This window comes from Pontibacter korlensis (genome assembly GCF_000973725.1).
In the GTDB taxonomy this organism is placed as follows: Bacteria; Bacteroidota; Bacteroidia; order Cytophagales; family Hymenobacteraceae; genus Pontibacter; species Pontibacter korlensis.
Genome location: NZ_CP009621.1, coordinates 1,405,522 through 1,420,983 on the forward strand (window position 1 = coordinate 1,405,522; position 15,462 = coordinate 1,420,983).

Sequence of the window (15,462 nt, forward strand, 5' to 3'; positions counted from 1 at the left end):
ATATCTAAAGATCAGAATATACCTAAATATTTGTGCAAAAATTCCTGACGAATAACTAAGGCTACCCTTCTTCTGCTTTAACCTGTCTTCTGTAGATGCAACACCAGAAGTAACAAGTCTCGTCTATTTCTGCTATACTTGCCAAAAGCACGAAGTATGACAACAGCCACTATCACTTACCTGGATCAGACCTACTCTTTTAACCCACTGGAGCCACAGGACATTTCGATGCCCCTGCATAACGGGCAGCCACAGCCGGAGTGCTTCTGGGCAGAGCCGGTTGCGTTCGATGTAATCAGGGTAGGGGACTTTGTCGGAAGTGTGGCAGAAGGAGGCAACACAAATTATAAGCGCGTACACGTAACACCCCACGGCAACGGCACTCACACCGAGTGCTACGGACATATATCTCCCGACGAAAGTGCTACCATTCATAATTGCCTGAAGCGTTTTTTATTTGTGGCGCAGCTTATCACTGTTACACCCAGGCAGCAGGAAAACGGAGACGAAGTAGTGATGCTAGAGGATGTACTAAGCCAACTGCAGGAGATAAAGCCAGAGGCAGTTATACTTCGCACGCTGCCCAATACGGATGCTAAACTTACCCGCCACTACTCTGGCACTAATCCACCTTACCTGGACTACCACATTGGTGAGTACTTGGCAGAGCAAGGTATACAGCACCTGCTGCTCGACCTGCCCTCGGTAGACAGGGAATCGGATGAAGGCAAACTCTTGTGCCACCACGCCTTCTGGCAGTACCCGCACAATACCCGCAGCAGTGCCACCATCACCGAACTGATCTTTGCTCCACAGCACATTTCGGACGGTTTATACTTGCTGAACCTGCAAATCGCCAGCCTGCAGCTAGATGCCAGCCCCAGCAAACCAGTACTGTACCGACTGCAGCAGCTATAAAAAGTAAGGCTGGAGCTATTGCCCCAGCCTCAGGTAGTTTAGTTGTTTAAGGTGTGTGGTTTCTAAAATAAGGCTTCTGCCACTTTTCTTACTGAGCCAGACTTACCCATTGAGTAGTAGTGCAGGCATGGTACGCCAAACTCCATCAGCTCTTTTGACTGCTGTATTGCCCATTCTACGCCTACTTCGGCGGCGGCCTTGTTATCTGCGCAGGCCTCCACGGCATCAGCCAAATCGCACGGAATGTCTATGTGGAAGAGGCTTGGCAACAGCGACAGCTGTGTTTTAGTTGTCAACGGCTTTAGCCCTGGAATAATGGGCACGTCAATACCTTCCTCGCGGCACAGCTTCACAAAATCGAAGTACTTCTGGTTGTCGAAAAACATCTGCGTAACGATGTAATTTGCGCCCAGCTCAATTTTCTTCTTCAGCCAGCGCAGGTCCGACCTCAGATTTGGCGCCTCAAAGTGCTTTTCAGGGTAGCCAGCCACTCCGATGCAGAAATCGGTGCCATTGTTGTTCAGTTGCTCATCATCCAGATAGCGGCCATTGTTCATATCTACCACCTGCTCTATTAGTTCGGAAGCGTAGTTATGTCCGCCTGCCTCTGCCACAAAACGCTGCTCGCTTTTCACGCAGTCGCCGCGCAGCACCAGCACATTATCTATACCCAGAAAGTGCAGGTCGATAAGGGCATTCTCTGTTTCTTCTTTGTTAAAGCCCCCGCAAATCAGATGCGGCACAGTGTCTACTTTGTAATTGTTTTGGATGGCCGCACAAATACCCACCGTACCCGGGCGTTTTCTGGTGGAGCGTTTTTCCAACAGGCCATTTTCCCGCTGCTTGTACACATACTCCTCGCGGTGGTATGTCACGTCGATAAACGGCGGGTTAAACTCCATCAACGGGTCAATGTGGTTGAATAGAGTCTTCATGTTTTCTCCCTTCAGCGGAGGCAGTATCTCAAAAGTGAATAAGGTCTTCCCGTTGGCGTTATTGAAGTGGTCCGTTACTTTCATATATATTGAAAGGGTGAATTTTTAGTTAGGTTTAAGGTGCAGTTTAAATAAGACAAAGCTTTTACTGTGTCTTATTTAAACTGCCTGTTGTGCTACTGGCTTCGGTTCGTAGTTCAGGTTCGGCGACAACCAGCGCTCCAGCTCTTCTTTTGGCATGTTTTTGCGCTTCGCAATGTCGGCCACTTGGTCTTCTCCTATCTTGCCCAGGCCAAAGTAGCGCGACTCCGGATGCGAGAAGTATAAGCCGCTTACTGCTGCTGTCGGGTACATGGCCAGGTTCTCGGTCAGGATAACGCCTGTTTGTTCTTCAGCCTTCAGCAGGTTAAACAGCGTGATTTTCTCCGTGTGGTCCGGACAACCAGGGTAACCTGGCGCAGGACGTATGCCCTGGTACTGCTCTTTAATTAGCCCCTCATTGTCCAGGTTTTCCTGCGGTGCATAGCCCCACAGTTCCTTGCGAACTTTGGCGTGCAGCAGTTCGGCAAAGGCTTCGGCTAAACGGTCGGCCAGTGCTTTCACCATGATGGACAAGTAGTCATTGTGGTCAGCCTCGTACTTCTCTACCAGCTTCTCAATACCAAAGCCAGTGGAAACTACAAACCCGCCGATGTAATCCTGTTTGCCTGTTTCTTTCGGCGCCACAAAATCAGAAAAAGCCAGGTTTGGCACATTGCCGCCTTTCTTACCCTGCTGCCGCAGCGTGTGGAACTCCGTGAGCATGTTTTCACGTGAATCATCGGCATAGACTTCTATGGTATCATCGGCTTCCACGTTGGCAGGATAGAAACCTACCACCGCACGTGCTTCCAAAAGTTGATTGTCCACTATCTCCTGCAGCAGTTGCTGCGCATCGGCAAACAGTTTGCGCGCCTCTGCTCCGTATTCTGCATCATCCAGAATCTTCGGATACTGGCGCTTCAGCTCCCAGGTATGGAAGAACGGAGTCCAGTCAATGTAAGGCACGATTTCTGACAACGGATAGTTTTTAAACACTTTGGTGCCCAGGAAGCTTGGCCTCGTTGGCTGTGTGGCCTCCCAATCTACCTTGAGCTTATTGGCGCGCGCTTCTTCAATGGTGGCGAAAGAACGCTCTTTGGTGCGGCTCAGGTGATCTTCGCGCAGCTTCTGGTATTCTGCTCTGATTTCGGCCACATACTCCTTTTTATTGCTGCCCAGCAGGCTACCTACTACGGTTACACTACGGGAGGCATCGTGCACGTGCACCACCGGCCCGCTGTATTGCGGCGCGATTTTAACGGCTGTGTGTACGCGGGAGGTAGTGGCTCCGCCAATCAGCAGGGGAATCTTCATGCCTCTTCGTTCCATCTCCTGCGCCACATACACCATTTCATCCAGTGAAGGCGTAATCAGACCGCTCAGGCCAATGATATCCACCTTCTGTGCTTCGGCCTCTGATAATATCTTATCCAGCGACACCATCACGCCAAGGTCAATCACCTCATAGTTGTTACAGGCCAGTACCACGCCCACAATGTTTTTGCCGATGTCGTGTACGTCGCCTTTCACGGTCGCCATCAGGATGGTGCCTGCCGTTGATTTGGAGGTATCGGATGCCAGTTTCTCCTGCTCCATGAACGGCAGCAGGTACGCTACGGACTTCTTCATCACACGGGCACTCTTCACGACCTGTGGCAGGAACATTTTACCGGCACCGAACAAGTCGCCTACTACGGTCATACCGGCCATCAGCGGACCTTCAATCACCTCTAAGGTTTTAGTGGCTTTCTGTCGTGCTTCCTCGGTGTCCTCTTCTATAAATTCTACAATGCCTTTTACCAGGGCATGCTTCAGGCGCTCTTCCACAGGCACTTTGCGCCAGCTGTTGTCCGCCTGTGCAGCACCCTTGCCTTTGCCCTTGATGGTATCTGCATAGGTTACCAGTTTCTCTGTCGCATCCGGGTGGCGGTTGAAGATGACGTCCTCAATCAGGTCGCGCAGCTCTACAGGTACCTCGTCATAAACACCCAGCATACCGGCGTTCACAATACCCATGTCCATGCCGGCCTGCACCGCATAGTACAGGAAGACTGTATGCATGGCCTCGCGCACCAGGTCATTACCGCGGAATGAGAACGACAGGTTACTTACCCCACCACTCACTAGCGCGTGTGGCAGGTTAGCTTTTATCCATTTTACCGACTCCAGGTATTCTACTGCATAATTGTTATGCTCTTCTATACCGGTGGCAATGGCTAATATATTCGGGTCGAAAATGATGTCTTGTGGCGGGAAACCTACTTCTTCTGTCAGGATGCGGTAAGCACGTCCGCAGATTTCAATTCTTCGCTCTAGTGTGTCGGCCTGGCCTTCCTCATCGAATGCCATCACAACGGCAGCAGCGCCATACTGGCGCACTTTGCGGGCCTGCTGCTTAAAGTTCTCCTCGCCTTCTTTTAAGGAGATGGAGTTGACGATGGACTTACCCTGCACACACTTCAGGCCTGCTTCCAAGACCGTCCATTTAGACGAGTCGATCATGATCGGCAGCTTAGCTATGTCCGGCTCGGAGGCAATCAGGTTCAGGAAGTTGGTCATGGCCTCCTCAGAGTCCAGCATACCTTCGTCCATGTTCACGTCGATGATCTGGGCACCGCCTTCTACCTGCTGCTGCGCTACCGAAAGAGCCTCTTCAAACTCTCCGTTTACAATCAGGCGGGCAAATTTTTTGGAGCCGGTTACGTTCGTGCGCTCGCCCACATTCACAAACAGGGTTTCCGGTGTAATGGTAAGCGGTTCTAGTCCGCTGAAGCGCGAGTAAGCAGGAAGCTCAGGAACGACACGTGGTTTATGTTTGGCAGAAAGTTCTGCAATGCGCCGGATATGATCCGGTGTGGTACCGCAGCAGCCACCTAATATATTTATCAGGCCTTCCTGCAGGTACTCCTCTACAATAGCACCCATTTCATCTGCCGTTTCATCGTAACCGCCAAAGGCATTTGGCAGACCGGCATTCGGGTAGGCACTGATATACACATCCGCAATACGCGACAGTTCCTGGATGTGTGTTTTCAGCTGGCGCGCCCCCAGGGCACAGTTAAAACCAATGCTGATGATAGGAGCATGCGAGATAGAATTCCAGAATGCCTCTACCGTCTGGCCAGACAAGGTACGGCCGCTGGCATCGGTAATAGTACCAGACACCATGATGGGCAGCTCTTTGCCGCCATCCTGCACATATTGCTCTGCGGCAAAAAGGGCAGCCTTACAGTTGAGCGTATCGAACACCGTCTCTATCAGCAGCACATCGCAGCCACCATCCACCAGGCCACGCACCTGCTCATAGTAAGCTTCCACCAGTTGGTCGAAAGTGATGGCGCGGTAGCCAGGGTTATTTACATCCGGGGAAAGGGAAGCTGTACGGTTGGTTGGGCCAATGGCGCCGGCTACAAAACGCGGCTTGTCCGGGTTCTGCGCTGTTACCTCGTCTGCTGCCTCGCGTGCCAGCCTGGCCGATTCATAGTTCAACTCATACACCAGGTCCTCCATATGGTAATCGGCCATGGCAATGCTGGTGCCGCTGAAAGTGTTGGTTTCCACAATATCGGCACCAGCGTTCAGGTACTCCACGTGTATGGCCTTGATAATGTCCGGGCGGGTGATGGAGAGCAGATCGTTGTTGCCCTTCAGGTCACTGGGATGATCTTTAAAGCGTTCGCCACGGAAATCTGCTTCTGAAAGCTGGTAACGCTGAATCATGGTGCCCATCGCGCCGTCCAGCACGAGCACACGCTCCTTCAGCAAACTATGAATGGGATGTTTTGTCATTTTCGGTGTCTTCTTTCTTCTCTAAGTCTTCTACACAACTTATCAAGAAGGACACCTGAGTTTAGGCAGGAGCAATCTTATCTTCCCTGGCAATGCACCAGGAGGGAGTTAGCACCAAGCTTTATACATGGTTGCTAAGACGTCATCGGGCCCTATCCCTCAGTCTTTCTTGATAAGAGATGCAAATATAATGGGATATCCGTAGAAAGTAAATATTTGTTGCACCAGGCACACCTTTACTTTTTCTGAGAAGGCCATAAATGCGAAAAGGGACACTGATGCGTCCCTTTTCTTGAAGAGGTTTAATTTATTACCTATAACCTCTTTGTTATTTATACGCCAGTAAAACTGGTTTGTTGCTTTCCGCTGCCTAAAAACAAAAAAGAGGGACACCTGAGCGGCATCCCTCTTTTCTATAGTGGTAAAGCTAAATTAAGCTTCTGCCTCTACTTTAGGAACTACAGAAACGTAAGAACGGTTTTTCTTACCTTTTCTGAACTGTACAGTACCATCAACCAGTGCAAACAGAGTATGGTCTTTGCCTATACCTACGTTTGTGCTTGGGTGGTGCGCAGTACCTCTTTGTCTTACAATGATGTTACCTGCAATAATGTCCTGGCCACCGTAAATCTTAACACCAAGTCGTTTAGAATGCGATTCGCGGCCGTTATTGGAACTACCAACGCCTTTTTTGTGTGCCATTTTCTTTTACTATTTAACTGGGTTAGGAAACCTAAACCCAAAAGTTCTACGATTAATTTCTTCTTACTGCTTAACCAATGTTTTCGATAAGAACCTTGGTATACTGCTGGCGGTGGCCGCGAGACTTCTTATACCCTTTTCTTCTCTTCTTCTTGAAAACAAGCACTTTGTCAGCTTTAACGTCTCCTAGGATTTTGCCAGTTACCTTAACACCATCCACAAAAGGAGCGCCAACAGTGATTGTACCGTTGTCATCAGTTAGAAGAACATTGGCGAACTCAACGGCGTCACCTTCATTGCCGGAAAGCTTGTTAGCGTAGATGAACTTACCGCTCTCTACTTTGGTCTGTTGACCTGCGATTTCTACAATTGCGTACATCAGCTTCAATGTATGTTTAAAGTTTAGTCCGCAAAAGTACGGCTTCATTTTGATATTTGCAACGGCTTGTATAACAATTTGTTCTCACTTCATTTACCTTTCACAATACTGTGGAAAACTTTGTGCATAAACTCGTGTCATTTTTGGAAAACTCTCAAAACCCTGCATAAGATGTTTTGCAACAAGCAGTTGCAGCCAAAACTCCAAAACAAACTTTTCCACAAAAGTTGCCCAAAGCATGCCTGGCAGAGCCAAACAACCCCTTAACTACAGACACACACCTCTGTTTGCAACTGCAACACCCTCTCTTACACTATAATTACACAGCTCAAAGCAGCGCAAAATGCACTTAACACCGATTACATATAGCATTTACAATATTTATCACTTTATATATAAGTGGATTGCAATGTGGATAACGGTGTGAATTACCACTAAAATCAGCCAAAACAGAGCGCTGAGTGGGTGTGCATAAATTGAACAACTTTCGCCCCGCAAATCAAGTTCATTTCTATATATTTGAAGTCAGGATATAAGTAGTAAAACACCCATGGAGGCTGTAAACATTTCCTGAGCTCAAGAGGTTTTGATACTCATTATTAACCAAGACCCTTTAACTATATAAAATTACGTGATTATGGAGCCAATACTGCAAGAGAACCCTAACCGCTTTGTACTGTTCCCTATACAGCATGACGAGGTGTGGCAGATGTATAAGAAGGCAGAAGCCAGCTTTTGGACAGCCGAGGAAATTGACCTGGGCCAGGACCTGAAAGACTGGGAAAACCTGAACGACGGCGAGCGCCATTTCATTAGCCACGTACTGGCTTTCTTCGCTGCCTCCGACGGCATCGTGAACGAGAACCTGGCCGTGAACTTCATGAATGAGGTACAGATACCAGAGGCTCGTTGCTTTTATGGTTTCCAAATCATGATGGAGAATATCCATGCAGAAACATACTCTCTCCTGATCGACACTTATGTAAAGAAGCAGTCGGAGAAAGATTTCTTGTTTAACGCCCTGGATAACGTACCAGCCGTGAAGCGTAAAGGCGAATGGGCGCTTAAGTGGATTGAGAGCGAGAACTTTACCGAGCGTTTGATCGCCTTTGCAGCTGTAGAAGGCATTTTCTTCTCTGGCTCTTTCTGCTCTATCTTCTGGCTGAAGAAGCGCGGCCTTATGCCAGGCCTTACCTTCTCAAATGAGCTAATCTCCAGAGATGAAGGCCTGCACTGCGATTTTGCTTGCTTACTATACTCTATGCTGCAGAACAAACTGCCAGAGGAGCGCGTGCACGATATTATTCGTGATGCGGTAAGTATAGAGCAGGAGTTCGTAACCGATGCGCTACCAGTAGACCTGATCGGCATGAACGCTAAGCTGATGAGCCAGTACATCGAATTTGTGGCTGACCGCCTGTTAAGTGAGCTTGGTTATAGTAAGATCTATGGCTCCACAAATCCATTCGACTTTATGGAAATGATCTCGCTGCAGGGCAAGACAAACTTCTTCGAAAAGCGTGTGGGCGAGTACCAGAAAGCTGGCGTACTGGGCGACAAAGACAAAAATGTTTTCTCGCTGGACGAAGACTTTTAAGATTAGAGATTACTTAGTAAGTTTAGGTGGCCAAAGGGAGAAAGCACATCTTCTTTCCCCACCTAGACTTACTTTTAATATCGTAGTACCCGGGCGGCAGTAGAAGTAGCAGAGGCGACCGCACCACCGCTCCCGGAGCAAAAGCTGGCATCATCGCCATCTAAAGGGGCATCTCAGCCCTGCTATATAGTAAAAGCATTTTGCTTAACCTATAATCATTTGTACTACAACGGCTTACACTTTTCTCACCGTAAGAGCCGAGTAGTAATACCCCAAAGTATACCCGCCTGCTGCAGCGGCAGAGGCTAATTTATATACCTGTTTTAATTAATCACCCGGGCCCTTGACACCCGCTAATTGTATACGCTATGTTAGTAGTTAAACGAGACGGCAGACGCGAATCCGTCAAATTCGACAAGATTACCGCACGCATTGAAAAGCTGTGCTATGGTTTACACATGGATTATGTGTCGCCGATTGAGGTGGCTAAAAAGGTGATCGACGGCATCTACGATGGCGTGACCACCGTAGAGCTTGACAATCTGGCTGCCGAGACAGCTGCGTCGCTTACCACCAAACATCCGGATTACGCGGTGCTGGCTGCACGTGTAGCTATCTCTAACCTGCACAAGGTTACGAGCAAGTCTTTCTCCAACACCATGAAGCGCCTGTATACTTATACAGACCCTAAAACGGGAGAGAATGCATCGCTGATCGCCAAGGATGTATATGAGATCATCCGTAAGAATGCGGCCCTGCTCGACTCTACCATCATCTACGACCGCGATTACAACTACGATTACTTCGGTTACAAAACACTGGAGCGCTCTTACCTCCTTCGCCTGGATGGCAAGATTGTGGAGCGCCCACAGCATATGTTAATGCGTGTGGCCGTGGGTATCCATAAGGAGGACATCGAATCTGCCATCGAGACTTATAATCTCATGTCAGAGAAATGGTTTACGCACGCCACGCCAACATTATTTAACGCCGGCACGCCAAAACCACAGCTTTCTTCGTGCTTCCTGCTAACCATGCAGGACGACAGCATTCCGGGCATCTACGATACCCTGAAGCAGTGCGCGCAGATCTCGCAGAGCGCCGGCGGTATTGGCCTGAGCATCCACAATGTGCGTGCTACCGGTTCCTACATCAAAGGCACCAACGGTACTTCCAACGGTATCATCCCAATGCTGAAGGTGTTTAACGACACAGCCCGCTATGTAGACCAGGGTGGTGGCAAGCGTAAAGGCGCTTTCGCTATTTACCTGGAGCCATGGCATGCGGATATCTTTGACTTCCTGGAGCTGAAGAAGAACCATGGTAAGGAAGAAAACCGTGCCCGTGACTTGTTCTATGCCCTCTGGACACCAGACCTGTTCATGAAGCGCGTGGAAGAGAACGGCGACTGGAGCCTGTTCTGCCCGAACGAAGCACCAGGCCTGAGCGAGTGCTGGGGTAAAGACTTTGAGCGCCTGTACGAGAAGTATGAGCGTGAAGGCCGCGCCCGCAAAACAGTAAAAGCACAGGAACTGTGGTTCCACATACTGGAGTCTCAGATCGAGACGGGTACACCATACATGCTGTATAAGGACCACGCAAACCGCAAGTCTAACCAGCAGAACCTGGGCACCATCAAGTCTTCGAACCTGTGTACTGAGATTATGGAGTACACCAGCAAAGACGAAATTGCTGTATGTAACCTGGCATCTCTGGCACTGCCTCGCTTCGTGAAGGAAGATCAGAACGGTAACAAGACCTTCGACCACCAGAAGTTGTTTGATGTAACCTACCATGCAACTGTTAACCTGAACAAGGTTATCGATATAAACTACTACCCTGTACAGGAGGCCCAGAATTCTAACCTGCGCCACCGCCCAATTGGTTTGGGTGTACAAGGCCTGGCTGATACCTTTATTCACCTGCGCATGCCATTCGAAAGCGAAGAGGCAAAAGGCTTGAACAAGGATATCTTCGAGACCATCTACTTCGCTGCCATGACGGCTTCTAAAGACCTGGCGAAGAAGCAGGGACCATACGAGACATTTAAAGGTTCTCCACTTTCAGAGGGTAAATTCCAGTTCGACCTATGGGGCGTAACACCAGAGAGCGGCCGCTGGGATTGGGAAAGCCTGCGCCAGGACGTAGTGAAGCACGGTGTGCGTAACTCGCTGCTGGTAGCGCCTATGCCTACTGCCTCTACTGCACAGATTCTGGGTAACAACGAATCGTTTGAGCCTTATACCTCTAACATATACCTGCGCCGCGTACTGTCTGGCGAGTTCATGGTAGTGAACAAGCACCTGCTGCGTGACCTGATTGCGCTAGGTATCTGGAACGATAAGATGAAGAACGACATCATCGCGGCCAACGGTTCTGTTCAGGATATCCCGAACATCCCGCAGCACATCAAAGACCTGTACAAGACAGTATGGGAGATCAGCCAGCGTGCTGTAATTGATATGAGTGCTGACCGTGGTGCCTTTATCTGCCAGAGCCAGTCACTGAACCTGCACGTGCAGAACGTGAACTTCGGTAAGCTGACTTCGATGCACTTCCACGCCTGGAAGAAAGGCCTGAAAACAGGTATGTACTACCTGCGCACCAAGTCTGCTGTAGACGCGATTAAGTTTACGGTAGAGAAACAAGCCGCCGAAACCCTTTCGCCGGTATACAGCAACCAAGACCAGAACCGCAGCGACATGGCTTGCTCGCTAGACAACCCAGACGCTTGCGAAGCTTGCGGATCGTAAATAACTAAAGAAGGAGGGCACATCGCCCTCCTTTTTCTTTTTTCTACCTCTTATACACTCCATGCTACTGCTGGCGCCCTGCCAGCGGATGGAATACTGTTGTTCATACTTTTAGCCAATCCTAAAGACTTGCCATACAGCAAGCACAAAATGCTCACGAATCAAGATCAGTTTAACAAAGCAATGGCCCTGCGTATGGTTCTTACAAGAATTGCAACAGGGCAGACAAAGCAGAAGACAGTGGAATGAGCTGCAAAAACTACACAGGCTGTAATGTCTGAACTACTAAGCAAAGCCCCTGCGACTAATACTCCAGCTCCACCATTACGGTGTTGTAGTATAGTGTAGTGGTGCCCTCGAAGCCGGAGTCTGTGCCTACAATAACCCAGAGGCTACCGTTGCTGTCTGTTGTTATCTCGATAGGGTCTTGCCGGTTATCCCGCTGAATGAGCTGGTACTCGAACGCCTCTCCAGGTATACCAACCGTACCAAGCACCTTCATATCTCTGCCGCCCTGCGCTTGGTTACCTTTGTCTATATTCATCCCGATGTTGGTTCCTGCCTCGATAGGAGCAGGTTCTATGGTGGCCCCACCTGCCTTCAGGTAAACACTTGCCCCCGGGCTACCACCTATACCAACCGACTGCTCCGGATACATAGAGGCTAACTCCACCAAAAAAGTAACCCGATACTTATGATTAGGCTGCAGTCCTGTTATCTGCCTCTTCATAAACATAAACAGGTCATCGCTGATGTTTCGGCCAGATATCTTCATGCCTTGGCCTCCCTCATTTATTGTTTCAGGCAGGTCAGCATGCTCGAATATAAACTCCAGACGCTCGCGATCCCAATCTTTGGGGTAGTCGGACACACCTCCTTGCCATCCCTCAGCCCCCTGCTCAAAAGTGTAGGTAAGTTTTTCTATAGGTTTGATGGGGTTGGTGTCAGACTCATCATCTTCTCCGCACCCCAGGCTCAGTAGAGCCCATGCCACTAATAAGGCATATTTTACAACTGCTTTCATACCTCTCTGCTTTATGCCCCAGTAACTATTAAATATACGTTTGCCAACCTGCCGTGTTAGTGCGCACAGCCCCAAAAGAAAAGCCCCTGGTGGTGTACCAGAGGCTTTCTGCTCTTTATATGGTGGTGGCTATTGTTGCGGCCGTGTTACGGCTACAATAGCTACACGGCGGTTTAGCTGTCGGCCTCTCTCTGTATCGTTACTGGCTCGTGGTGCATCTTCGCCCATCGCTTCTATAGACAAGCGGTTAGATGCTATGCCTCCTTCGTTCCGAAGCCAATCTTTTACTGCATTGGCCCGCTCCCTTGAGAGCTCTACATTGTACTCTTCGCCAGCACGTGCATCGGCATGCCCGAAAACACGGATTGGCCCGTTAGGTGGCAGGCTCTTTAGCTCTTCTGCAATCTGCTGCAGCTTTTCTTTGCCTTCCGGGCGTATCTGAGCTTTGTCAGTATCAAAAAGTATCTTGTCTTCCATTCTGTAGATGTTGTATTCGTTGCTAGAGCGCATCTCTACTCCAGCGTTCTTCATCTCAGGGTCGTCAGCGACAGGTGAGTTCCAGTCTATGTTCACCCAGAAGCCTTCATCAACATCAATAATTTCTACTGCGTCGGCCTCTACTTGCCCCCGCTCATCGTCATATACTACAGCGGAGTCGGCTGTAACATTGGCCATAGTATCTTTCTCCACGCCTCCGTCCGGATTATTACATGCACCTAACATCCCAACTCCTATAAATATCAATAAAGTAGTCTTTTTCATAGCTCTAATAATCTTTGGTCATATTAAAATCTACGGGGTGCATACATAGGGCATGGTTATTTTAGCTGCCTCTGAGCTATTGTGCAGCGGCAAGCAGAAGGGCGCAGGAGAGTACCTGGGCCATAAACAAGAACGCCGCTGATTAAGCATCAGCGGCGTTCTTGTTTACTTAAATATCTCTGGTAGGAAAGGAGCACTTATATGAAATAGTTTAGCTTAAAATGGCTGTTTGAGCCAGCCCATAGCAAGTACCTTGTTGTTAAAGTCTTTGGTTACCAAATCGCTTAGCCCTTCAGCACGTTTGTAGATCTGCTCTACTGCTGTTTTGTTGAAGAAGTCTTCGGATACCAGCACAGCGTTACGTCGCAACGTTGAGTGCTGAAGCCTGGGCAGAATATTTTCTATAAACCACTCCTGGTCAGCCTGACGGATAACCCGCATTTTGCGGTTATCTCCCAGCCACCTCAGGATTTTGTACTCCTCCATCATCTGCACACATGTACTAATGGCCCCTCTAAACTCCTCGCTCGAAAGAAAACCTTTCCAAACAGCTGATCCTAATCGTAATTCCTCATCATACGTGATAGTTACCACATGATTTTGGAAGTAATTTATCTCCATAAATAAAAAAAGCGTGCTAATGGACTGTTGTAGCCTACAAAAATAGGCTTATACTCATAAAATAACAATAGATGTTATAGCATTCATACCTCTGTAACACTACTTTAAACCCCTTTTATAATTTGCATAAATGCGATAAACCCACCTCTTGGGTGTATTTCCACCAGGCAAAGCAAGCCAGCAGATAGCAACAACGCTTTATACAAGGAAATATTTTTAAGGTTATAGAACCTGCAGTCGCTTTTCTACGAAAGCCTAAGCAACACATCAAAAATCGTAAGATCATGGCAGCAGATCACATTACACAAGCATTATGGAGCGCAACCACTCCCTTCAGAACATATCCGCAACTCTCAGGCGACATAGAGGTAGACGTAGCCATAGTAGGTGCAGGCATAACCGGCATTAGCACTGCCTACAACTTAGCCAGGGCGGGCCAACGCGTAGCGGTGCTGGAAGCCTTGAAAGTAGGATCTGGCACCACCGGCTCCTCAACCGGCAACCTGTACGCACCTGTAGACGAGCGCTTGTACAATGTGGAATCGAAGCACAACGAAGAAACGCTGAAGGCAGTGGCATCTTCGCGCAGTACCGCTGTAGACTTTATTGAGCAGCGGGTACAGGAGTATAACATAGACTGCGAGTTTAAGCGGGTGCCCTGGTACCTGTTTTCAGAGCCAGGCAACGACCTGATGGCACAAGTGGAGCGTGAGCGGAGAGCCGCTGAGAAAGCTGGTCTACCCGTCACTGACCAGGCTCCTGCCGGATTCCCGTTCAAAGTAGAGTCTATAACAAACATAGCTAACCAGGCACAGTTTAACCCGCTAAAGTATGTACAGGGGCTGGCTGCTGCCATTGAAGGAGAAAACTGCCGTATTTTTGAAGGCACCAAGGTAACAAACGTAGAGGATGGAGAGCCTTGTGTGGTACATACAGAGCAGGGCAAAGTAACGGCTAAACATGTGGTAATGGCTACGCACTCACCTAAAGGTATCTACGCCGTGCACACAGCCATGGAGCCGTACCGGGAGTATGCTATGGCGGTCCGCCTGAAGGGAGAGGTCCCGGCAGGGGGCGTATACTGGCATGTGCAGCAGATGCAGCACTACTCTGTTCGCCCGTACAGCAACGAGCAAGGCAACTATTTGCTGGTACTAGGGGAGGCGCACAAGGTAGGACACCAGGAGCACAACGAAGAGAACTTCCTGAAGCTGGAGCAATACCTGACGGAGCGATTCGATGTAGACCATATTGTGTATAAATGGGCGGCCCAGAATTATAAGCCAGCTGATGTACTGCCTTACATTGGCACCAGCCCTATGCAGGACCATACTTACATCGCCACTGGTTTTGCTGCCGATGGCCTTACCTGGGGCACTGTGGCAGGCATGATTATTACTGATGCCATACTTGAGAAAGAAAACCCATGGGCTACCTTCTTCGATCCAAAGCGTTTTACCCCTATAGCCTCCGCGCCTAAGTTTGCCAAGGAGAACATTAGCGTGGCTACACACCTGGTAAAAGACTGGCTCTTCTACGGCGAAGCTGAACAGCTAAAAGATATCAAGCCTGGCGAGGGCAAAACCATAGAGATAGACGACGAGAAGCTGGCCGCCTACCGCGACGACGAAGGCAAACTACATGTAGTGTCGTCGGTGTGCACCCACATGGGTTGTATTGTTCACTTCAACAACGCTGAGAAAAGTTGGGATTGCCCATGCCACGGCAGCCGTTTTTCAGTAGAAGGGGAGGTGCTGGAAGGACCTGCTTATTACAATTTGGCTAAGCCTGATGCCACTAAAAACGATTGATAGGCTCTATCCCTTTCACTAATTTATCAGAGAAGGGGGCTAAACATATTACTGGATAAAAGCAAAGCCCCGGCACCTACAAAGGGCCGG

11 protein-coding genes and 1 riboswitch are annotated in these 15,462 nt (G+C 49.1%); of the genes, 4 read left to right on the forward strand and 7 right to left on the reverse strand.

All coding sequences use genetic code 11. The features are described 5' to 3' along the window. Positions 1 to 156: 156 nt before the first annotated feature. Positions 157 to 918, forward strand: coding sequence for a cyclase family protein (locus tag PKOR_RS05875; protein ID WP_046309672.1), 762 nt, complete (start codon positions 157 to 159; stop codon positions 916 to 918). Positions 919 to 980: 62 nt separating this feature from the next. Here the strand turns inward: PKOR_RS05875 and metF are convergent, their stop codons facing one another. The 4 genes from metF to rplU all read right to left on the reverse strand — a co-directional run bounded on the left by metF (position 981) and on the right by rplU (position 6,804). Further along, positions 981 to 1,937 carry a methylenetetrahydrofolate reductase [NAD(P)H] gene (gene metF, locus PKOR_RS05880; RefSeq protein ID WP_046309673.1) on the reverse strand — a complete coding sequence of 319 codons (957 nt, stop codon included), beginning with the start codon at positions 1,935 to 1,937 and terminating at the stop codon, positions 981 to 983. A gap of 75 nt (positions 1,938 to 2,012) precedes the next feature. Further along, complete coding sequence (metH, locus tag PKOR_RS05885; protein WP_046309674.1) at positions 2,013 to 5,723, reverse strand: methionine synthase; 3,711 nt, start codon at positions 5,721 to 5,723, stop codon at positions 2,013 to 2,015. Between the two features lie 74 nt (positions 5,724 to 5,797). Next, a riboswitch (SAM riboswitch) is annotated at positions 5,798 to 5,902 on the reverse strand. Between the two features lie 253 nt (positions 5,903 to 6,155). Continuing rightward, positions 6,156 to 6,425, reverse strand: coding sequence for a 50S ribosomal protein L27 (gene rpmA / locus PKOR_RS05895; RefSeq protein WP_046309676.1), 270 nt, complete (start codon positions 6,423 to 6,425; stop codon positions 6,156 to 6,158). Positions 6,426 to 6,495: 70 nt separating this feature from the next. Beyond that, positions 6,496 to 6,804, reverse strand: coding sequence for a 50S ribosomal protein L21 (gene rplU / locus PKOR_RS05900; protein WP_046314148.1), 309 nt, complete (start codon positions 6,802 to 6,804; stop codon positions 6,496 to 6,498). Positions 6,805 to 7,441: 637 nt separating this feature from the next. Between rplU and PKOR_RS05905 the strand changes: the two genes are divergently transcribed. Next, positions 7,442 to 8,401 carry a ribonucleoside-diphosphate reductase small subunit gene (locus PKOR_RS05905; protein ID WP_071843118.1) on the forward strand — a complete coding sequence of 320 codons (960 nt, stop codon included), beginning with the start codon at positions 7,442 to 7,444 and terminating at the stop codon, positions 8,399 to 8,401. Between the two features lie 368 nt (positions 8,402 to 8,769). Beyond that, entirely contained in the window at positions 8,770 to 11,154 is a 2,385-nt protein-coding gene (locus tag PKOR_RS05910) for a ribonucleoside-diphosphate reductase subunit alpha (protein WP_046309677.1), read from the forward strand. A 304-nt stretch (positions 11,155 to 11,458) separates the two neighbouring features. Here the strand turns inward: PKOR_RS05910 and PKOR_RS05915 are convergent, their stop codons facing one another. The 3 genes from PKOR_RS05915 to PKOR_RS05925 form a co-directional block, all read right to left on the reverse strand. Further along, complete coding sequence (locus PKOR_RS05915; protein ID WP_046309678.1) at positions 11,459 to 12,178, reverse strand: hypothetical protein; 720 nt, start codon at positions 12,176 to 12,178, stop codon at positions 11,459 to 11,461. Between the two features lie 129 nt (positions 12,179 to 12,307). After that, a complete protein-coding gene (locus tag PKOR_RS05920; RefSeq protein ID WP_084694735.1) occupies positions 12,308 to 12,940 on the reverse strand; it encodes an OmpA family protein in 633 nt (210 codons plus the stop codon). Positions 12,941 to 13,156: 216 nt separating this feature from the next. Beyond that, the gene (locus PKOR_RS05925; protein ID WP_046309679.1) at positions 13,157 to 13,561 is read right to left on the reverse strand and encodes a hypothetical protein; all 405 of its coding nucleotides are present in this window, start codon (positions 13,559 to 13,561) and stop codon (positions 13,157 to 13,159) included. A 284-nt stretch (positions 13,562 to 13,845) separates the two neighbouring features. Between PKOR_RS05925 and PKOR_RS05930 the strand changes: the two genes are divergently transcribed. Then, positions 13,846 to 15,372 carry an FAD-dependent oxidoreductase gene (locus PKOR_RS05930; RefSeq protein ID WP_046309680.1) on the forward strand — a complete coding sequence of 509 codons (1,527 nt, stop codon included), beginning with the start codon at positions 13,846 to 13,848 and terminating at the stop codon, positions 15,370 to 15,372. The last annotated feature ends 90 nt before the right edge of the window (positions 15,373 to 15,462 follow it).

Bases quoted from the DNA above. Each gene is read 5' to 3' on its own strand.
- rpmA (WP_046309676.1), bottom strand. From the start codon at position 6,425: ATGGCACACAAAAAAGGCGTTGGTAGTTCCAATAACGGCCGCGAATCG.
- PKOR_RS05905 (WP_071843118.1), top strand. From the start codon at position 7,442: ATGGAGCCAATACTGCAAGAGAACCCTAACCGCTTTGTACTGTTCCCT.
- PKOR_RS05875 (WP_046309672.1), top strand. From the start codon at position 157: ATGACAACAGCCACTATCACTTACCTGGATCAGACCTACTCTTTTAAC.
- PKOR_RS05920 (WP_084694735.1), bottom strand. From the start codon at position 12,940: ATGAAAAAGACTACTTTATTGATATTTATAGGAGTTGGGATGTTAGGT.
- PKOR_RS05915 (WP_046309678.1), bottom strand. From the start codon at position 12,178: ATGAAAGCAGTTGTAAAATATGCCTTATTAGTGGCATGGGCTCTACTG.
- rplU (WP_046314148.1), bottom strand. From the start codon at position 6,804: ATGTACGCAATTGTAGAAATCGCAGGTCAACAGACCAAAGTAGAGAGC.
- PKOR_RS05910 (WP_046309677.1), top strand. From the start codon at position 8,770: ATGTTAGTAGTTAAACGAGACGGCAGACGCGAATCCGTCAAATTCGAC.
- PKOR_RS05925 (WP_046309679.1), bottom strand. From the start codon at position 13,561: ATGGAGATAAATTACTTCCAAAATCATGTGGTAACTATCACGTATGAT.
- metF (WP_046309673.1), bottom strand. From the start codon at position 1,937: ATGAAAGTAACGGACCACTTCAATAACGCCAACGGGAAGACCTTATTC.
- metH (WP_046309674.1), bottom strand. From the start codon at position 5,723: ATGACAAAACATCCCATTCATAGTTTGCTGAAGGAGCGTGTGCTCGTG.
- PKOR_RS05930 (WP_046309680.1), top strand. From the start codon at position 13,846: ATGGCAGCAGATCACATTACACAAGCATTATGGAGCGCAACCACTCCC.